Consider the following 17,868-nt stretch of genomic DNA (forward strand, 5'->3'; position numbering starts at 1 on the left):
CTTTATATATAATAGCGTAAGGTTCGCTTATCTATAACACCTTGACCGCCTCCACGTAATCCTGCAGGTATTTATACTTTGTAGTTAGTTCACCGCTTCTGGCTATAGTTGCTCTTTCCAGCATCCCTCCTTCGTCATTGTTAAATAGCTGCGGAAATACATAGTCTAGCAGGTTACGTCCGAAATCACGGGAGGCATTACGTGGCAATTCGCAAGGCAGGTTATCTACTGCCATAATAGTAATGTTGTCGCGGCGACTATAGGCTTGTTCCAGTTCTCCTGTTTGCGGGTTGTAATCGTAGGCGGGCTCTATTATAGTAGAAGAGCGTTTGGTTGTAGGTATGGAGCCATCTACATCGCAGGTAATATCAGCAATTGTATCTATTTGAAAATCAGGTTGGCGGGTATCTTCTTCTGTAAAAAGCTTTGGTGCACTAGGGTTCCAATAGGCACAGGCTAATAATAGATCTGTAACGCGGGTGAATTTGCGGAAAGTAGACTGGTATAGTTCAGGGTGCGTATAAAAATCAGGCGAGTCCCATACTTCTACATCCGGGCGGGTATTGTAATCTCCGGAATGCAACTGTGCATAAACAGGCTCATTAAATTGCTTATATAAGTAATCAAAAACGCTTACTTTTCTGATACCCATTTTATCCAGCACCTCCATGGCCCCACCAGCTACCCTGCCACCACCTGTAACGGCTATCTTTATAGGGGGAAGCTTTACCTTAAAATACTCTTCCTGCATGTCTTCCATTTCGTGGCACTGGTAAGCTGGCTTTAAATCGAACAGGTTCCATTTTTTACCATAGGTAAGTATACCATTATAGGCACCAACTATACCGGCATACCTGCCGAAAGCCACTACACGCTGTCCTTTATTATCTGTCAGGGTTTCGTAATCTATTAAAGTAATGTTCTTGTCAAGTATAGCCCGCAGGAGTTTAGCATTATGGGGCTGCTTTTTTATAGTATGTGAAAAGAAGAAGTATGTTTTGTTAGGTATAAGCTGATCAATCGGCACTTCTTTAACGCCCATCAGTACATCACACTGGCTCAGATCTTCCTGCATTGGTATATTAAGCTCCCGGTATTCGTCATCCTTAAAGCATCTTACCTCGCTGGGCTGTACTATTATCTCTGCACCCGGAAACTCCTGCATGGCTTCTATACACTTTTTTGGCGTTAGCGGCACACGCTTATCTACCGGCACTTTTCCTTCCTTTATGATTCCGATCTTAACTTTACGCATCTGTTTGTGTTCTTGAATTGTTATCGGTTAAAAAGTGTTAAGCAGTCTGCTAAGGGTTAAAGTATAAGCCCCCTGCGGCAGCGTTTAGATATAATCTACTTTTATATCTTAAGCATTGTAATAGAGCTCGAACTATTTAGCTTTTAAGCTTCAATATAATAAACATTTACTATTACTTTTGTAAAAAATGAAAGGGTAGCAACACATCGCTCCTTTTAAGATTTTAAAATCCATAATTCCCAATCAATAGATCACTGCTATGATATTTAAAACCAAACCTGCAGACGTGTTTAAGGAGCGCCACAACGGCCCTGACAAAGAACAGATGCAGGATATGCTTAAGACCATCGGGGTAGACTCGCTGGATCAGCTGATTGAGGAGACCGTACCGGCCGCCATCCGACTTAAAAACCCATTAAACCTGCCAGCAGCTCTGACAGAGACTGAGTTCCTGAACCAGTTCTCGCAGATCGCGAAGCAGAACAAACTATATAAGTCGTATATCGGCTTAGGCTACAACGACACAATCATGCCTCCGGTTATACTTCGTAATATTATGGAGAACCCGGGATGGTATACTGCCTATACTCCGTACCAGGCTGAGATTGCACAGGGCCGTTTGGAGGCTTTGATCAATTACCAGACCATGGTAATGGACCTGACAGGTATGGAGATCGCCAATGCATCGTTGCTGGACGAAGGTACTGCAGCTGCCGAGGCGATGGGTATGTTCTTTGCAAACCGTAAAGGCGCCCGCAAAGCAGCCAACCGTTTCTTTGTATCGGAACTGGTGTTGCCACAAACTATAGATATCCTGCTTTCGCGTGCTATTCCGATCGGTATTGAACTGGTTATCGGTGATCACCGTGAAGTAGATTTCTCTGATGAAACATTATTTGGTGCGCTGGTGCAATACCCTGCTGCCGATGGTGCCATTTTTGACTATACAGATTTCATAGCAAAAGCACACGAGCAGGAAATGTTCGTAGCTGTTGCTGCCGATATTCTTTCGCTTACTTTATTAACACCTCCGGGTGAGATGGGCGCTGATGCTGTAGTTGGAACTACCCAGCGTTTTGGTGTACCAATGGGCTTTGGTGGTCCGCATGCTGCTTACTTTGCTACAAAGGATTCTTTTAAGCGTGTTATCCCGGGCCGTATTATTGGTATTTCTGTAGATGCAGCTGGTAACAAGGCTTACCGCATGGCCCTGCAGACACGTGAGCAGCATATCCGCCGTGAGAAAGCTACTTCCAACATCTGTACTGCACAGGTATTATTAGCTGTTATTGCTGGTATGTATGCCGTTTATCATGGCCCACGTCGCCTGAAGTATATCGGCCTTAACACACACGCCTTAGCCCAGCAGTTAGAAGATGGCTTGAAAGCATTAGGCTTTGAGCAGCAGAACGAACAGTATTTCGATACGCTGAAAATTGCTGTAGAAAGCGCTGAGTTGAGAGATGCTATCCGTACTGAGGCTGAAGCGGCTGGTATCAACTTCCGTTATTTCGGTGAGAACAACATCGGTATCTCACTTCACCAGAACACAAACCTGGCAGATATTAAAGCTATAGTTGCTGTATTTGCGAAGGTGGCCGGTAAATCTGCGGACGTACTAACTATAGATGCGTTACCGGAAGAAACTGAAGTAACCTGGGCTGATAGCCTGATCCGTAAGAGCGAGTACCTGACGCACGAAGTGTTTAACAAGCACCACTCTGAGCACGAGATCCTGCGCTACATGAAGCACCTGGAGAACAAAGACATTTCTCTTGTTCACTCGATGATCTCCCTGGGTTCTTGTACTATGAAGCTGAATGCTACTGCTGAGATGATCCCGGTTACATGGCCAGAGATCGGGCAGTTGCACCCGTTTGCTCCAGCTGACCAGACAAAAGGTTATGCACAGATATTTAAAGACCTGGAAGCATGGCTTTGTGAGATCACCCGTTTCGATGCAGTATCGCTGCAGCCTAACTCAGGTGCGCAGGGCGAGTACGCTGGCCTGATGGTTATCCGTGCTTACCATGAGTCACGCGGCGATCATCACCGCACAGTTGCGCTTATTCCATCTTCTGCACACGGTACTAACCCAGCATCTGCGGTAATGGCCGGCATGAAAGTGGTGATTGTGAAGTGCGATGAAAAAGGTAATATTGATGTTGCTGACCTGCGCGCGAAAGCTGAACAATATAAGAATGAGCTGTCTTGCTTAATGGTGACGTACCCATCTACACACGGTGTATATGAGGAGTCTATCATCGAGATCTGCCAGATCATACATGACAATGGTGGTCGTGTTTACATGGACGGTGCCAACATGAACGCTCAGGTTGGTTTAACTTCGCCGGCGCACATCGGTGCCGATGTTTGCCACCTGAACCTGCACAAGACCTTCTGTATACCTCACGGTGGTGGTGGTCCTGGCATGGGTCCAATCGGTGTGGTAAAAGACCTGGCTCCGTTCCTGCCTGGTCACGCTGTGGTTGATTTGGGTCGTAAGGATGCGATCAACGCTATCTCGGCTGCGCCTTGGGGCTCTGCATCTATCCTGCCTATCTCTTATGCTTACATTGCCATGATGGGCGGCGAAGGTTTAACAGAGGCTACGAAGATTGCAATCCTGAATGCGAACTATATCAAGGCTCGCCTGGAGCAGCACTACCCTGTGCTTTACGTTGGCTCTAAAGGCCGTTGTGCACACGAGATGATCCTGGATTGCCGTGAGTTCAAGAAGTATGGCGTAGAGGTAGAAGATATCGCGAAGCGTTTAATGGACTATGGTTTCCATGCGCCGACTGTATCATTCCCGGTAGCTGGTACGCTGATGGTAGAGCCAACCGAGTCTGAAGCACAGGAAGAACTGGATAGATTCTGCGAAGTGATGATCTCGATACGAGAGGAGATTCGTGAGATTGAAGCCGGCAAAGCTGACCAGAAGAATAACGTGCTGAAGAATGCGCCACATACGATGAAGGTTGTAATGGTAGAGAACTGGGAAAGACCTTACTCTCGTGAGAAAGCAGTATTCCCGATGGCTTACCTGCGCGAAAACAAAGTATGGCCAACTGTTAGCCGCATCGACAGCGCTTACGGCGACCGTAACCTGGTTTGCTCTTGTGCTCCGATTGAAGCTTATAATGAGCAGAGCCAGGAGATGACTGCAGTTTAAAAACATCTTTTTAAATACAGAAAAGCCTGACGCAGCAATGTGTCAGGCTTTTTGCTTTTACTGCTTTTCATACATCTTTTATACTTCAAAACTGTTTTTATCAACCTACCACCAATAGCGTATACTTTATACTTGCTGCCACTTAATGATAGAACCATGAAAAGCTTCGAGATTAAAGGTATTAGCCTGCTTTTACTCCTGACAAGTATAGTAGGAATGATTAGCTGCCAGCCAACTATGAATGTGCAGAGCAGTTTCAACCGCTCAGCCGATTTTAAGCAGTACAAGACTTTTGCCTGGTATCCGGCAGAGGCAGCCAATAACCTCAGAACCGGCTACGATCCGGAAGTAGACCGACGTGTAAAAACAGCTGTGGAAGCAGCATTCGTAAAGAAAGGCATCTTACCTGATGCAGCTAACCCGGATATCTTGATCGCTTTTGATGTGGCACTAGAGGAAAAACAGGCAGAAAATGCAGATTTAGCACCTGGTTTTGGCTATGGGTATAGTTACTGGTATGGCTACCGGTTTAAGTATGATGTGAACGGCGTACCCAACTCCAAAAGTATAACCCAATACCCGACGGGCACCTTAATCATCGATCTGGTAAACCCCAAAACAAATGAGCTGGTTTGGCGCGGTGTAGCAGAAGGAGAAATTGAAGCCGACCAGACAGACGAAAGAGATATCAGAGGTTCGGTAAGCAAAATACTCTCGCAGTACCCACCCAAATAAACCTCTATAACAACCCGGCATAACAAGCACTTTAAACAGGTAAAATATACTTGTATTTAGAAAATATAGATTTCGCTATACATATTTTCTTACCTTTGTACTGTTACAATTATTTATTGACTTTATTCTTTAATTGCCATGAAGAAAGCAGCTGTATTACAACTTCTGGTAGCGTTTTGCCTGTTATGCTCTACTGCAAATGCGCAGGTAGTGCAGGCCGGTAATACCCCATTTAATTACACTGCTGCTGCGAGAGTAGATGATACTAATAAAGAGAAAGCAACAAATGCTACAGCTGAAAGCAATGCTGCTATACCTCAGGTTACAAAACAACACCTGAACCTGTTACCACAAGCTGACTTTATACCTGGCTCTAACAAAACCGCAGGCGAAATAGCTGAGACAAATAATAGCAATGGCAACACCAAATCAATGGCTGAAGAACTGGAAGCCTGGGTTGCCAACGAACTTATTCTGAAAAAGAGCCGCCGCAAGCTCCGTTAATCCCTCTTCGTAATTCAGCTCTCGTTAACCTTGCCGCGTATAGTAGCTAATAAAAAGGCTACAACATTATGGGAGCTTCTCTGAAAAGGCACGGCATTGGCGCCATTTATACTTTACTTTTCCTCCTTAACCTTATTAGCTGCGCACCTGGTTCTGATGTGCAGGCATCTTTCGATCGGGCAACAGATTTCCAGCGGTTTCGCACCTTTGGCTGGTACCAAGCTACGCCTGCTGCCAATATTCAATCTGGCCAGGCAACTTATAGCACTGATATAGATAAACGGCTAAGACTAGCCATAGAAAGCGAACTGGTAAAGAAAGGCCTCGCGCCAGCCACATCAGACCCAGACCTGTTATTAGCTTACGACCTCAATATTGGCCAGCCTGCACAAGATATTCCGGCTGATGCATTTGCACCCGGCTTCGGCTATGGGTATAGCTACTGGTATGGCTACCGCTATAATTATGATACAAGTCGCCTACCTGACTACCGTACGGTGGCTGCTTACCCTAAAGGCACTCTCATTATTGATCTGATAGACCCGGATACAAACCAGCTGGTATGGCGCGGGTGGGTAACGGACGGAATAACAGAAACCAAAGCAGATAGCCGGGAAATAAACAGAGCAGTTGCAAGCATACTTTCAGGGTATCCGGTGGGTACGGCAGCCAGGTAAAAAGCATGAATGTTATAGTTTATACTTCAGAGTGAGGCCGCCGTAGTAATTCCGGTTAGGTGCCGGCTGAAAGTAGCGTCCGCCAAAAGCATTCAGGTCGTTGCCCAGGCTATACTTCTGATCTGTTATGTTATCTGCGCCGGCAAAAACTTCCAGCTCAAAATGCCTGGCTATACTTTTACGATAACCGGCACGGGCCGCAAGTATAAAGTAACTGTCAGCAAAAACGGTATTTTCATCGTTTAGTAGCGTTTTATCAACATAATTGGAGGTCAGGTTAAAGTATAAACCCGGTTTGGTATTAAGGTCGAGGCCAGCCGTAAGTGTATGCGGTGCCACGCCTGTAAGCTTATTGCCTGACAGATCTTCCTGATCTTTTTGATATTCTTTAAACCTGAAATGGCTGTAAGTATAGCTTGTCCATAGCTTGAGCAGTGTTAAAAGCTGGTCCTGATTTTCCAGCAAAGTATAACCTAGTGCTGTTTCTATTCCTTTCTGTGCTGTAGAGCCTACATTCCGGAACACCGCCACGCCCAATGCATTCTGCCGGCTTACAATCGTTTCGTTCAGGCGGAAGTAAAAGCCTACCACATCATAAGTAAACCTATTATTACTAGTGCTACCTCTTAGCCCAGCTTCATAATTTATCCCTTTTTCGGCTTCCAGGTCTTTATTCAGACTGCCATCCGATGGAAGCAATTCTTCCTCAGTGGGCGGCGAAAAACCGCTGCTGATGCTGACATGTGCCGACACCTGGTCAGTAAGCTTCTTCAGCAATGCTACCCGCGGCGATACTACGGCCTTAAAATCGCGGTTATACTTGTACTGCCCCGTAGCTGCCTGCTTTAATCTGGTAATGTTATACTTTGTATCATTCAGGCTGAGTGCCAGGGTAAGTATAAAATCAGCAGGAAGCTCAAGCTCGGCCTGGCCAAAAATAAAACCGGTTTTAGCAATTACTTCATCATCGGTGCGCAGGCTGTCGGGCGTGCCTGCATTGTTATTATAAGTGCGGGCTGCTTCAAACCCACGCTGAAATTCTGCACCAAAAGTATAAACTGTAGGTATACTTCCTAAACTGGCAGAATGGGTAAAACTGGTACGGCCGCCATATTCCTGGTTTGCCACACGTTCATAATCTGTGTTAAAAGGATTTTCGCGGAAGCGGTGCAAAGTATAAACTGAGGTAGTGTTGCGCCAGTTATCACTGAATTTGTATTCCTGCTTTAGCCCAACATTTATACTTTGCAGGTCGATGGATGCCTGTTGCCGCACGCTGCCAGACATACCGCCCCGCGCCTGACGCGGATTCTGATCGTATTGTTCTTTTGTAATTCCTCCCGGCAGCTCATAGTACAGATCGGTGTAAAGTATGTTTGCGGCTATGGTTTGCTTATCGGAAATATAAAACTCAGGCGATAAGAGAAGCACATGCCTGTCAAGAGCTGATTGCTCGCGGTAGCCATCATATTGCTGGCGGGCATACTGCACCAACACATTACTTTTACTGTTACCAGCTGTAGCAGTAGCGGTATACTTCCGGAAACCATACGAACCTACTGTCGCTCCAACCTGCACCTGTTGTTTATCTGCCTCGGCACGTTTGGGTTCTAAAAGTATTGTGCCACCGGTACCTGCACCATAAATACTGGCAGTCGGCCCTTTCAGGATTTCCATACTTCCTATACTTGCCGCATCTATTAAATTAAGGGCAGTAGTGCCATTTGCCTCTGTTAGCGGCATGCCGTTAAAGTATAGTTTTATGTTCCGGATGCCGTAAGGCGAGCGTAAGGTACTGCCACGAATTGAGAGGCGGTAACTGGCTGGTGCACGTTCGTCCATGCGTACGCCCGGCGCTGTATTCACGGCCCTTACCAAAGAGCTTTCATCAAACCTGCTGATCACATCGCTGCCAACTATACTTAGCGCGCCGGCTGTTTCCAGCAGCGGGCGGTTGCTCTGGTAACCTGTTACAACTACTTCCTGCAAAGCGGCAGCTGTTGGTTGCAGGTATACTTTAAGTTCAGGAGCTGAAACTGGTAGCGTTATAGTTTGCGTTTGGTAGCTCAGGTAGCTAAAGTATAAAACGGAGGCATCAGCTGTTATCAGCATAAAATCACCGCTTTTGCTGCTTATAGTTTGTTGCCCTGTGTTTGTGCTGATGGTTACGCCTTCGAGTGGTAATTTGCTTCTGGCATCAAGCACTTGCCCGGCTATACTTGTTTGTGCCCAGGAGTTAAAGGGCAAGGTACAAAGTATAAATACCGGAAGCAGATAGAGTAGTAAGGTTAATTTCATAGTTACCGAAGATAAGTAGCAAAACGTGCAGCTGCGGTTCTGGGTTAGTAATTTAGCCTTCTTAACTTTATTATAGCTGCCCCAGAAAGCAAAAAAGCTCCGACAGAAACTGCGGAGCCTTTCCAAACTATGAAAGCTAATGAGATATTTTTCAGTCAGTATTACCTGATCTTGAATTCTGTTCTTCTATTGAGCTGGTGCTCTTCTTCGGAGCACTGCACACCTTCAGCGCAACCATTTACCAGTCTGGTTTTACCGTAGCCTTTTGCTGTCAGCCTTTTTCTGCTGATTCCTTTTGATACCAGGTAATCAACTGCGGCTTTTGCGCGGCGCTCGGAGAGCAGTTGGTTATACTTCATACCTTCGCGGCTGTCGGTATGTGCGCTCATTTCTATTTTAATTTCAGGGTTATCCATCAGGGTTTGCACCAGCTTATCGAGCTCGGCAGCTGCATCCTCTCTGATGTCCCACTTATCAAGGTCGTAGTAGATATTCTCCAGCACGATAGCCTTGTTTACTTCATTTTTATCAAACAACAATGCCACCTGCACTGTGTCGCCGGCTGTTTCCGGTATTACGGCTTGCACCGATTGGTTCAGATAACCGTCTTTTGAGCCCTGGAAGGAGTAAGTGCTGCCTTTACGGCCATCCATAAAATACTGTCCCCCTTCATTTGTCATAACCACAGTCGAATCTTTTAGGTTCTTTTGTGCCACAACTAATTTTACCTGCGGCAAAGCAACCTGAATATTTCGCTTCTGTTCGTTCTGTTTGCGCTCCAGCGTTTTAACAGCTAGCACTACAGGTCGCTGTAAATTACCGAAGCTATAGATATCATCAGTACCATCGGCAGCATCGCGGTTCGATGAAAACAGCCCGCTATTGCCTGTGCTGTCGAACATAATACCATAATCGTTTTTAGGCGAGTTAAGCGGGTAACCCAGGTTACGAACTCCTGTCCAGGCTGTGTGCTTGCCTTCTGCCTGAAACATATCCAAGCCTCCCATGCCGGCATGCCCATCCGAAGCAAAGTATAACTTACCTTCTTTATCTACATAAGGAAAGCTTTCGCGGCCTGCCGTGTTTACAGTAGCGCCTGCATTTACAGGTTCGCTCCAGCTGCCATCGGCCTGGCGTGTGGTATAATAAATATCTGTTTCGCCTTGCCCGCCTGGCATATCCGATACAAAGTACAGCACTTTACCATCAGCAGAGAGTGCAGGATGTCCTACGGAATATTCTTCAACTTTGTTATATATAAATGGTTGAATATTGCTCCAGGTGCCGGATTGTTTTTTTGCAGTGAAGATCTCAAGTCGGTTTACATACTCTGTTACCGCCTCCTCTTTCACCCAGCTGGTAGGGTCAGGGTTTACGTTATTGCGTTTTTTAACCAGGTGCGTTCTGGTAAAGTATAGCATCTGGCCATCTTCGGCAGCAGATGCTGTGGCATTATGATACTGTGAATTTATTACTTCCTGCAGCACCATCGGAGATTTCCAGTTACCCTGGTCGTCTTTCTGGGCTGTGAAAAGCTGCAGGTACGGGCGTCCCGTCCAGCCATAAATATCTTTCTTATTGTCGGAGGTCAGGCCACGGTCAGAAGTAAAAATGATGCCATTGCCGTAGCTCATGGGGCTAAACTCGGAGAAGTTAGCGGAGTTTATACTTTGCTCGTGCTTCACTTCAGCCACCGGTGATTGTTGCATCCATTTTGTGCTTTGGTCGCAGGCTGCTATCAGCTGCTGGGCACGTTCGGCCATTTCCGGTGCCTCTTCGCTCCAACGCATATACTGCTCCTTGGCCTCTTTATACTTGCCGTTGCTACGCAGCATTTCAGCGTATTGGTACAGGTTTACAGGGTTACGGTCTGGCATTGCTACTACTTTGGCATACCAGTTCTCAGCTTCCTGGGTGCGGCGTGTCAGGCGGTAAGCATCGGCAATGCGCTGGGCAGTTTGCAGATCGGGTTTGCGCTTTGTTACGGCAACCTGGTATTGCTCCAGCGCCAGGGCAAACTCATAGTTCTCGTAATGTTTATTTGCTTTTCGCAACTCAGATTGGGCCTGTGCAGCGGGAGCTAATCCCAGCATGGCAGCAATCAAAAGGCAAAAGGGTGTAGATTTATAGTTCATCGTATAAGGGCGCTATAGATTAAAAGTATTGCGGAGTAAGCATTTTGGTATCTTTCTTCTTGAAGAAGTAATAGCCAACCGATATCTCGTGCGTGTTAAAGCCATTCAGCCCGTTCAGCATTTTGTCATAGGCATAACCCAGGCGCAGCGATTTCTGAATCTGCAGCTCTGCGATCAAGGCTATGGCTGTGCGCTTTTGCATATCGGTGTTATTATCTGTTTTGCTGAAGAGATCCATACTGGTGCGGTAAGAGCTACCCAGCCACAACTTATCAGCCAACAATACAAATGCGTTCAAATCAACACTGGCAGGAGCTTTGAAATCTTCTTTTATAAGTACACTTGGCTTAAACTTCAGAAAGGTGCCCATATCAAACACATAACCGGTTGTAAAGTAATAATGGCGGGCGGGCTCCAGCATCTGGGCATCTTTAAACTCCAGAAGGTCGGTGGCCGATAAACCTGCATACAGGCGGTCGGTGTGGAAGTATAAACCAACCTTCATGTCCGGTTTTATAGTTGATTCGCTGTTGCTAGGTATAGAAGGGTCATCTGAAATACCTAATTCAGAGCCATCAATAGCATTCTGCACTATACCTGCTGCCAAACCCAGGCTAAGTACGCCGTTATGGCTAACCTGCAATTTTACAGCAGAGTTTACATAAGCTGATAGGGTAGACTGGGCGCCCAGCTTATCGCGGGTAATATCCATACCTAATCCTAAGCGGTTGTTTGCGGCAATGCCATCCAGGCTCAGCGATTGCGTTGTAGGAGCACCTTCTATACCTGACCACTGCGAACGGTGGAAGGCATTCAGGTTAAGTACATTTTTGCTGCCAGTATAAGCCGGGTTAATGGCCATACTGTTAAAAATGTATTGAGAGTACTGTGGGTTTTGCTGGGCATTGGCTGTAAAAGTGAGCAACAGGCCTAGCAGTGTGTAAAGTATTTTCATTTTTCCGGGTGTTTTTCTTTTTAAGGGTTTGCTTAGCGGAAAATGGTTATGTAACCGGTAAACTCTTTTTGTATGCCGTTGCAGAGCTGCACTTTAACTTTATAAAAGTAAGTACCCTGCTCCACCCCGTTTCCGGCCCAGTCGTTCTGATAGTTATTCCTTCTGTATACTTCTGACCCCCAGCGGTTAAAGATCACTACTTCGTTTGTTGGGAATTTTGTCAGGTTATTTACTATCCAGGTGTCGTTTTTACCGTCGCCGTTCGGGCTGATGGCTTTCGGGAAGCTAAGCTCGCCATCTGCCAGGGCAATGTTTATACTTGCTGTAGCTGCAGCGCCTTCGCAGGTGTTGTTGCTGGCAGTTACGGTTACCTCGCCAAACGCATTTGGTGAAGTGGCTTTTACAGTAATAGCTGTTGTGCCCTGGCCCCCTGTGATGGTGAAGCCTGACGGCACTGCCCATGAATAAGAAGTTGCACCAGCTACCGGAGCAATGCTATACTTCAGGCCATCGCATACATTGCTGTTGTCTGCTATCGGGCCGGGAGCTACCGGAGGTATTGTTATAGTAGTAGCCAGGATGTTTGCTGCACTGGTACCACAGCTGTTGCCAGCCGTTACACTGATATCTCCGCCGCTGGTACCTGCTGTTACTGTAATGCTGGCTGTTCCAAGGCCGCTTTCAATTGTCCAGCCGGCAGGCACTACCCAGTTATAAGTTGCTGCGTTACCAGTAACACTGTATACCAGTTTCTCGGCATTGGCGCAAACTGAAGCCGGGCCGCTTATAGCAGAGAGCGTAGGAGGAGTAACTACTTTAACAGTCTTCTCAATATTATAGCAGTTACCACAGATATCTTTTACACACACCCTTATAATGCCTGGCTCTGTGCCCGCATTTAACGTTACAGTATTTCTGTTTTGCGATACGATTCCCCAACCGCCAGACTTTCCGTCTGTCAGTAAGAAAGTATAAGTAGCGCCAGGTATGTCAGTTACAGTATAAACCAGGTTCTTTGTGCCGGCACAAACTGATGACTCGCCTTCTATGGCTAATACAGGAGCCGGACAAGTAATCTGAATTACCTCTGTATCTTTATTATCTGTTGGGTCTGTTTCCGGTGTAACTTCACTTTTAACTTCAGCAATGTTTGTGATCTTGCCACCATTAGTGCCAAAACTTTTGATCTTAGCAACAATGGTTAATGTTGCCGTTCCATTCTTTGCCAGATCGCCTACAGTATAGATACTGGTAGCTGGGTTATAGCTTCCTTGTGTAGCTGTGCTGCTAACATATTCTAACTCTGCCGGCAGTGCATCAACTAAACTTACTACTTGCGAAGTATAAGGGCCGGCATTTTTCACATCGATTGTATAGGTAACATTGCCACCTATTGTATAAGGCCCGCCGCTGGCTACTTTAGTTACCGAGAGGTTAGCAGCAATTACCGGTATTTCTATCGGGAATTTGTCTTCATCATCTGTCGGGTTCGGATCCGGGTTGTCGCCCTCTATGGCAACTTTATTTTCAATCTGTCCAGACGATGCGATTCTGAAAACAATAGTAAGTGTTACTACTTCTCCGTTCTCCAACCTGCCAATATTCCATTTATTAGTGGCGGTATCATACGTACCTTTTGCTGTAGTAAAGCTTACAAACTGCAGGCCGGCCGGCAGTAATTCTGTTACCACCACCCCGGTAGCTGCATTCGGGCCGGCATTTTGTGCTGTTATAGTATAAGTTACTTCATCGCCAATTACATATTCTCCTGCTAGTGCAGTTTTCTTCACCTGCAGATCGGCAATTATCATGGTTGGCAGGTAAATATTGTTGGAGTGAAGATCAACCCCACCGTTTAAAGAAATAGCTCTTCCAATTAAACTTACACCTGCTCCTAAACTAATATTACCTTCAGAAATGATGGTACCCATGAAATTTGTAGAGCTTCCCAGGTCTACTTTACCTTTTACGATCCAGAAAATATTTTTGGCCTGTGCGCCATCCTCGGGCAATAAACCTGTGCCGGGTGCCGGAGGGGCTGGCAGAGGCGTGGTCAGATCGCCATCAATAACAAAAACGAAAGTAGCGTTTACATCCTTATTTCCATTCAGGACAGCAATGCCGTCGAGGTTTACATCGCCATCAAAGTGGTAGATGCCAGGAAATGTAACATGCGATTTAAGGTCGGCGCTTGTAATAGATCTGCCGGGTGCATTACTGTAATACGTATGCAATGCCCTGGCATCAAGCAAAGCAGCAGTTGCAGCTGGCTCATTTATGTTTTTTGCACCCCGTACCATTAAGGTTCCGTTGTCCAGGAACATACCTGCCGGCGCAAGACCTACATCACCTGTAACACCTGTAATACCAGTGTTCTCGATGTAAGTTGAACTTAATACTGCAAAAGTTGAGGCAGTGTTAAGACCCGGATCTGTTTGTCCCAGACTTAGGGTGGTGCCAGCAATCAGGAAAAGGCAGATTAGTAAAAGTCTATGCATATATCGAATTGTAAAGTAATTGGGTCTTTTTGTATATATATATGTAATTATACATATTTATATTGTAAATGTACTGATAAAAATAAATAAGTTTGTGTTTATTAATGAAAAATTTAGATGTTTATATATTACAGGCTTCAAAATACACGGATCAGCTGAATGCAGCCTGCTAATGCTGTTTTCTGAGTCTAAAAGTTGCACTTGGAGTTCTTAAGTACTTGTTAGATACAGTGTTCCATATATACGTAGGCAGATATATTAAAGTTTATAAAATAATATATATAGTGATAATTGAAAGGAGCCGTTGCGGTACTAACAGGCATATAAAAAAGCCCCGGCTGCACAGCAACCGGGGCTTTTATACTATAAATGAGTTTTTTACTAAACGTGCACGTGGCGTTCTGCGTGGTAAGAAGAGCGAACCAACGGCCCCGACTCAACATACTTAATGCCGCGTCTCAGGCCTTCTTCTCTGTAATGCTCAAACAGATCCGGGTGTATAAACTCGGCTACCTCTATGTGCAGTTTTGTTGGCTGCAGGTACTGGCCAAGTGTAAGTATATCGCAACCATTCTCTGCCAGATCATCCATTGCCTGGTATACCTGGTCTCTGGTTTCGCCTAAGCCTAGCATTATACCTGTTTTAGTGCGCTTGCCATATTCTTTAGTACGGCGTGTTTGCTCTAAGCTGCGCTCATACTTGGCCTGCGGGCGCACACGGCGATAAAGTTCTTTTACCGTTTCCATGTTATGCGAAACCACTTCCTGGCCAGGAGATATCATGGTGATCAGGGCATCCCAGTTTGCTTTCACATCCGGGATAAGGGTTTCTATGGTAGTGGCCGGCGACAGCAGCTTTACCTGTTTTACCGTTTCGTGCCAGATGGCAGCGCCACAGTCTTTCAGTTCGTCGCGGTTTACAGAGGTAATTACAGCATGCTTCACACCCATCAGCTGAATGGCTTCAGCTACACGGCGTGGCTCATCCTCATCATACTCATTCGGGCGGCCTGTGGCTACAGCGCAAAAAGAGCAGCTGCGGGTGCACACATTACCTAAAATCATAAAGGTAGCCGTACCTGCGCCCCAGCACTCACCCATATTCGGGCAGTTGCCGCTCTCGCAGATGGTATGCAGTTTATATTCAGATACTATGTTTCTTACTTTAGTGTATTCCTGGCCCACAGGCAACTTTACACGTAACCAGTTAGGCTTGCGTATTTTGCCATTTTCACTCAGCTCGGCGGGAGTAGTGTTAGGCTGTATAACCGGAAGTGATATTAATTCATCCATGCTGCAAAGATAGGAAGTTATGCATTAAGACACTGGCAATTGGCCAAGTTTTGTGTTGCCTCTAATACAGAAACTGCCATCTTAACAAACAACTTAAAAGAAATGTTCGGGGGGTGTTATTTTCTGCGACCGTAGTACAGGTTGAGGTACACAGAGGCGAAAGTGCTGTAGTTCTCGGCCTGCGGAATCATGTTAAGCTTTTTAGTATATTTTTCTACCATAAAGCCAACTTCCATACCTGTTATACTTTCGTTATAGCGGCCATATTCGAAACTAAGGCCAGCTTTGGCATGCAAGCCAAAGTTTACTTTTGCTTCACCTAAACCAGTGAAAACATTTGCGCTGCCTTCTATAAGTTCGATATCGCGGTGCTGTATGGGGTCATACTGCTCGGTACGCACATCAGAATCGGAAGTACGGCTGCCATAGTTGTAACGAATATAGTAAGGTACCAGGAAACCCAGCGACGGCCCTACTGCGCCTACAGCATTTACCTGCACGCCCGATTCGGCTGCTTTTTTAAACAGTACATACTCGGCACCATACTGCGGACGCACAACAAAAAGATAATTCTGCTTACCTGCTATAAAAAAATCGCCGGTGTTGGCGCTGTACAAGCGGTTCTCTTTCGGATGCTTTACCTCCACAATTTCCAATCCGCCGAACTGGTACAAGCCATCTCTTACTAAATATGCCGAACGCCCAAACACACCGCCAACCAGGCCGCCATTCGAGTTAAAGTTTATACCATAGCTCAGCTCATTCCGAAAAGTTTCTTCTTCAGAGGATTGTGCTGCTGCCGGTAGTGTTACACACAGCGCAACGGCCAGGACTAATGCGAGGTATCTTAGCACCTTTTTATAATTTATAGTTTGCTTAAATCTATCTAAATTTACGCTCTTAACAAAACAATCGTTAGCACTTATGGCAACAATTAACAGTACCTATAAAGGCGACTTACGCACTCAGGCTCAGCATATTGCATCAGGCAACACTGTTATTACAGACGCTCCTGTAGATAACAACGGTCGTGGCGAGGCTTTCTCTCCATCTGACCTGGTTTGTGCCGCTCTCGGCAGCTGCATGATGACAATTATGGGCATCGTGGCAAACCGCAGCGAAATAAACATTGAAGGCATGGAAATCGAAACCACCAAAATAATGGCTTCAGAACCACGCCGTATTGCAGAAATAGTGCTAACCTTTAAAATGCCGGCACGCTCTTACACTGATAAAGAGAAAGCGATGCTGGAAAACGCGGCTCGCACATGCCCGGTTGCCCTAAGCCTGCACCCGGAGATTAAACAATCTGTTACTTTCTTATACTAAGTATAGCAGGCATAGGTGCTATACTTTAGCCACTATGCCTGTACTTTCTTTTTAACGGTATCTAAGCTGATGCCCAAATGTGAGGCATCGTAGGTACAAACCCCATCCTCTACCAACAGCAACTGCGGCGACTCGTGCCTAACGTGCAGCACCTCTGCTATCTCATTCGATACCGGCCTGTAGCGCAGCAGATCAAGATAATACGGTTTTACATGGTCTAAGCCTGCATCCTGCCACTGGCGCTCTAGCCTGCTTTTAGCGGTAGCACTGATGGAGCAGGAAGTACTGTGCTTGAAAATAACTACAGGTGTACTTTTAGATTCCTCTATCACTTTTTCTAACTGCTCGGTACTTGTAAGCGGATGCCAATTCATTTCTATTCCTTTCTGTGTATTCGTATTTATTGATCTTTTATTGCAGCCTTTTTATCTTTTTCACTTTAGGCTTGCGCGGCATGGCCTGCCCGTCCTGGCTAAATTTATACTTACCACGCTCATCGCGGACGGCTTTTTTACGTGCTGCTTTCCCTTTTTTAAAAGTATAAGCTTCCGTATTCAGGTGTGTTTCTTTATATGCGGCCTCTGTCTTATCTGCCTGTTTCAGGAAACGCTTCTTATACAACTTGTGCTTGCTGGTTTCTTTATGGCTGATCTGCGCCGATGCGGAGCCGATTGCCATAAACAGTAACACAAGCAATAGCATCAGCTCCTTAGAATATACAACCAATGGCCTGCACATAAAGCTTATATTTTTAGGTGTTATACTTAAGTAACCAATTACTGGTTCGGCAGTTTACATGCGCTTCTTTTTTACGAGGCCATTTTTACCCATTGGCACTTGTATACCTTGCATGGTAGCGCCGGAATTAGGAGCTTTCTTTTTAAATACTTTAAAAATGCCGCCACTACTGCCGGCTGGTTTAGGGCAAGGTATGCCTTTACGCTGGCAGCTGCCTGTGCCCAGCAAAATGGCAAGGCACAACAACGGAAGTATAAATAACCGGGACTTTAGCAT

15 protein-coding genes are annotated in these 17,868 nt (G+C 45.8%); 5 read left to right on the forward strand and 10 right to left on the reverse strand.

The window, feature by feature from the left end; translation table 11 throughout:
• Positions 1 to 31 precede the first annotated feature (31 nt).
• The gene (locus LWP20_RS00005; RefSeq protein ID WP_242926052.1) at positions 32 to 1,255 is read right to left on the reverse strand and encodes an NAD(P)-dependent oxidoreductase; all 1,224 of its coding nucleotides are present in this window, start codon (positions 1,253 to 1,255) and stop codon (positions 32 to 34) included.
• Positions 1,256 to 1,514: 259 nt separating this feature from the next.
• Between LWP20_RS00005 and gcvP the strand changes: the two genes are divergently transcribed.
• The 4 genes from gcvP (at position 1,515) to LWP20_RS00025 (ending at position 6,346) form a co-directional block, all read left to right on the forward strand.
• Entirely contained in the window at positions 1,515 to 4,430 is a 2,916-nt protein-coding gene (gene gcvP / locus LWP20_RS00010) for an aminomethyl-transferring glycine dehydrogenase (protein ID WP_242926053.1), read from the forward strand.
• A 156-nt stretch (positions 4,431 to 4,586) separates the two neighbouring features.
• On the forward strand, positions 4,587 to 5,165 hold the full coding sequence (locus LWP20_RS00015; RefSeq protein WP_242926054.1) for a DUF4136 domain-containing protein: 579 nt from the start codon (positions 4,587 to 4,589) through the stop codon (positions 5,163 to 5,165).
• 138 nt (positions 5,166 to 5,303) lie between these two features.
• The gene (locus LWP20_RS00020; protein WP_242926055.1) at positions 5,304 to 5,669 is read left to right on the forward strand and encodes a hypothetical protein; all 366 of its coding nucleotides are present in this window, start codon (positions 5,304 to 5,306) and stop codon (positions 5,667 to 5,669) included.
• Positions 5,670 to 5,737: 68 nt separating this feature from the next.
• On the forward strand, positions 5,738 to 6,346 hold the full coding sequence (locus LWP20_RS00025) for a DUF4136 domain-containing protein (protein ID WP_242926056.1): 609 nt from the start codon (positions 5,738 to 5,740) through the stop codon (positions 6,344 to 6,346).
• Positions 6,347 to 6,358: 12 nt separating this feature from the next.
• On the opposite strand, the gene LWP20_RS00030 is transcribed toward LWP20_RS00025, so the two are convergent.
• From LWP20_RS00030 to LWP20_RS00055, 6 genes are all read right to left on the reverse strand, one after another.
• A complete protein-coding gene (locus LWP20_RS00030) occupies positions 6,359 to 8,644 on the reverse strand; it encodes a TonB-dependent receptor domain-containing protein (protein WP_242926057.1) in 2,286 nt (761 codons plus the stop codon).
• Between the two features lie 161 nt (positions 8,645 to 8,805).
• Entirely contained in the window at positions 8,806 to 10,779 is a 1,974-nt protein-coding gene (locus LWP20_RS00035) for an OmpA family protein (protein ID WP_242926058.1), read from the reverse strand.
• A 19-nt stretch (positions 10,780 to 10,798) separates the two neighbouring features.
• Positions 10,799 to 11,734: a PorP/SprF family type IX secretion system membrane protein gene (locus LWP20_RS00040; protein WP_242926059.1), complete on the reverse strand. Its 936-nt coding sequence runs from the start codon at positions 11,732 to 11,734 to the stop codon at positions 10,799 to 10,801.
• A 32-nt stretch (positions 11,735 to 11,766) separates the two neighbouring features.
• Positions 11,767 to 14,232 (reverse strand): ice-binding family protein, encoded by a 2,466-nt coding sequence (locus LWP20_RS00045; RefSeq protein WP_242926060.1) that lies wholly within the window; start codon positions 14,230 to 14,232, stop codon positions 11,767 to 11,769.
• Positions 14,233 to 14,613: 381 nt separating this feature from the next.
• Positions 14,614 to 15,525: a lipoyl synthase gene (gene lipA, locus LWP20_RS00050; RefSeq protein WP_242926061.1), complete on the reverse strand. Its 912-nt coding sequence runs from the start codon at positions 15,523 to 15,525 to the stop codon at positions 14,614 to 14,616.
• 116 nt (positions 15,526 to 15,641) lie between these two features.
• Entirely contained in the window at positions 15,642 to 16,379 is a 738-nt protein-coding gene (locus LWP20_RS00055; RefSeq protein ID WP_242926062.1) for a hypothetical protein, read from the reverse strand.
• Between the two features lie 70 nt (positions 16,380 to 16,449).
• Here LWP20_RS00055 and LWP20_RS00060 point away from each other — a divergent pair, with 70 nt between their 5' ends.
• Positions 16,450 to 16,854 carry an OsmC family protein gene (locus LWP20_RS00060; protein WP_242926063.1) on the forward strand — a complete coding sequence of 135 codons (405 nt, stop codon included), beginning with the start codon at positions 16,450 to 16,452 and terminating at the stop codon, positions 16,852 to 16,854.
• Positions 16,855 to 16,886: 32 nt separating this feature from the next.
• Here the strand turns inward: LWP20_RS00060 and ytxJ are convergent, their stop codons facing one another.
• From ytxJ to LWP20_RS00075, 3 genes are all read right to left on the reverse strand, one after another.
• The gene (gene ytxJ, locus LWP20_RS00065) at positions 16,887 to 17,228 is read right to left on the reverse strand and encodes a bacillithiol system redox-active protein YtxJ (protein ID WP_242926064.1); all 342 of its coding nucleotides are present in this window, start codon (positions 17,226 to 17,228) and stop codon (positions 16,887 to 16,889) included.
• Between the two features lie 37 nt (positions 17,229 to 17,265).
• Positions 17,266 to 17,532: a hypothetical protein gene (locus LWP20_RS00070; RefSeq protein ID WP_242926065.1), complete on the reverse strand. Its 267-nt coding sequence runs from the start codon at positions 17,530 to 17,532 to the stop codon at positions 17,266 to 17,268.
• A 114-nt stretch (positions 17,533 to 17,646) separates the two neighbouring features.
• Entirely contained in the window at positions 17,647 to 17,868 is a 222-nt protein-coding gene (locus LWP20_RS00075; protein ID WP_242926066.1) for a hypothetical protein, read from the reverse strand.

It is taken from the genome of Pontibacter vulgaris, from assembly GCF_022758145.1.
Classification (GTDB): domain Bacteria; phylum Bacteroidota; class Bacteroidia; order Cytophagales; family Hymenobacteraceae; genus Pontibacter; species Pontibacter vulgaris.

What these genes read in the sequence shown, in the direction of transcription:
- LWP20_RS00060 (WP_242926063.1), top strand. Translation starts at nt 16,450, where the DNA reads ATGGCAACAATTAACAGTACCTATAAAGGCGACTTACGCACTCAGGCT.
- gcvP (WP_242926053.1), top strand. Translation starts at nt 1,515, where the DNA reads ATGATATTTAAAACCAAACCTGCAGACGTGTTTAAGGAGCGCCACAAC.
- LWP20_RS00005 (WP_242926052.1), bottom strand. Translation starts at nt 1,255, where the DNA reads ATGCGTAAAGTTAAGATCGGAATCATAAAGGAAGGAAAAGTGCCGGTA.
- lipA (WP_242926061.1), bottom strand. Translation starts at nt 15,525, where the DNA reads ATGGATGAATTAATATCACTTCCGGTTATACAGCCTAACACTACTCCC.
- LWP20_RS00020 (WP_242926055.1), top strand. Translation starts at nt 5,304, where the DNA reads ATGAAGAAAGCAGCTGTATTACAACTTCTGGTAGCGTTTTGCCTGTTA.
- LWP20_RS00035 (WP_242926058.1), bottom strand. Translation starts at nt 10,779, where the DNA reads ATGAACTATAAATCTACACCCTTTTGCCTTTTGATTGCTGCCATGCTG.
- LWP20_RS00015 (WP_242926054.1), top strand. Translation starts at nt 4,587, where the DNA reads ATGAAAAGCTTCGAGATTAAAGGTATTAGCCTGCTTTTACTCCTGACA.
- LWP20_RS00025 (WP_242926056.1), top strand. Translation starts at nt 5,738, where the DNA reads ATGGGAGCTTCTCTGAAAAGGCACGGCATTGGCGCCATTTATACTTTA.
- LWP20_RS00070 (WP_242926065.1), bottom strand. Translation starts at nt 17,532, where the DNA reads ATGGCAATCGGCTCCGCATCGGCGCAGATCAGCCATAAAGAAACCAGC.
- LWP20_RS00045 (WP_242926060.1), bottom strand. Translation starts at nt 14,232, where the DNA reads ATGCATAGACTTTTACTAATCTGCCTTTTCCTGATTGCTGGCACCACC.
- ytxJ (WP_242926064.1), bottom strand. Translation starts at nt 17,228, where the DNA reads ATGAATTGGCATCCGCTTACAAGTACCGAGCAGTTAGAAAAAGTGATA.
- LWP20_RS00075 (WP_242926066.1), bottom strand. Translation starts at nt 17,868, where the DNA reads ATGCTAAAGTCCCGGTTATTTATACTTCCGTTGTTGTGCCTTGCCATT.
- LWP20_RS00030 (WP_242926057.1), bottom strand. Translation starts at nt 8,644, where the DNA reads ATGAAATTAACCTTACTACTCTATCTGCTTCCGGTATTTATACTTTGT.
- LWP20_RS00040 (WP_242926059.1), bottom strand. Translation starts at nt 11,734, where the DNA reads ATGAAAATACTTTACACACTGCTAGGCCTGTTGCTCACTTTTACAGCC.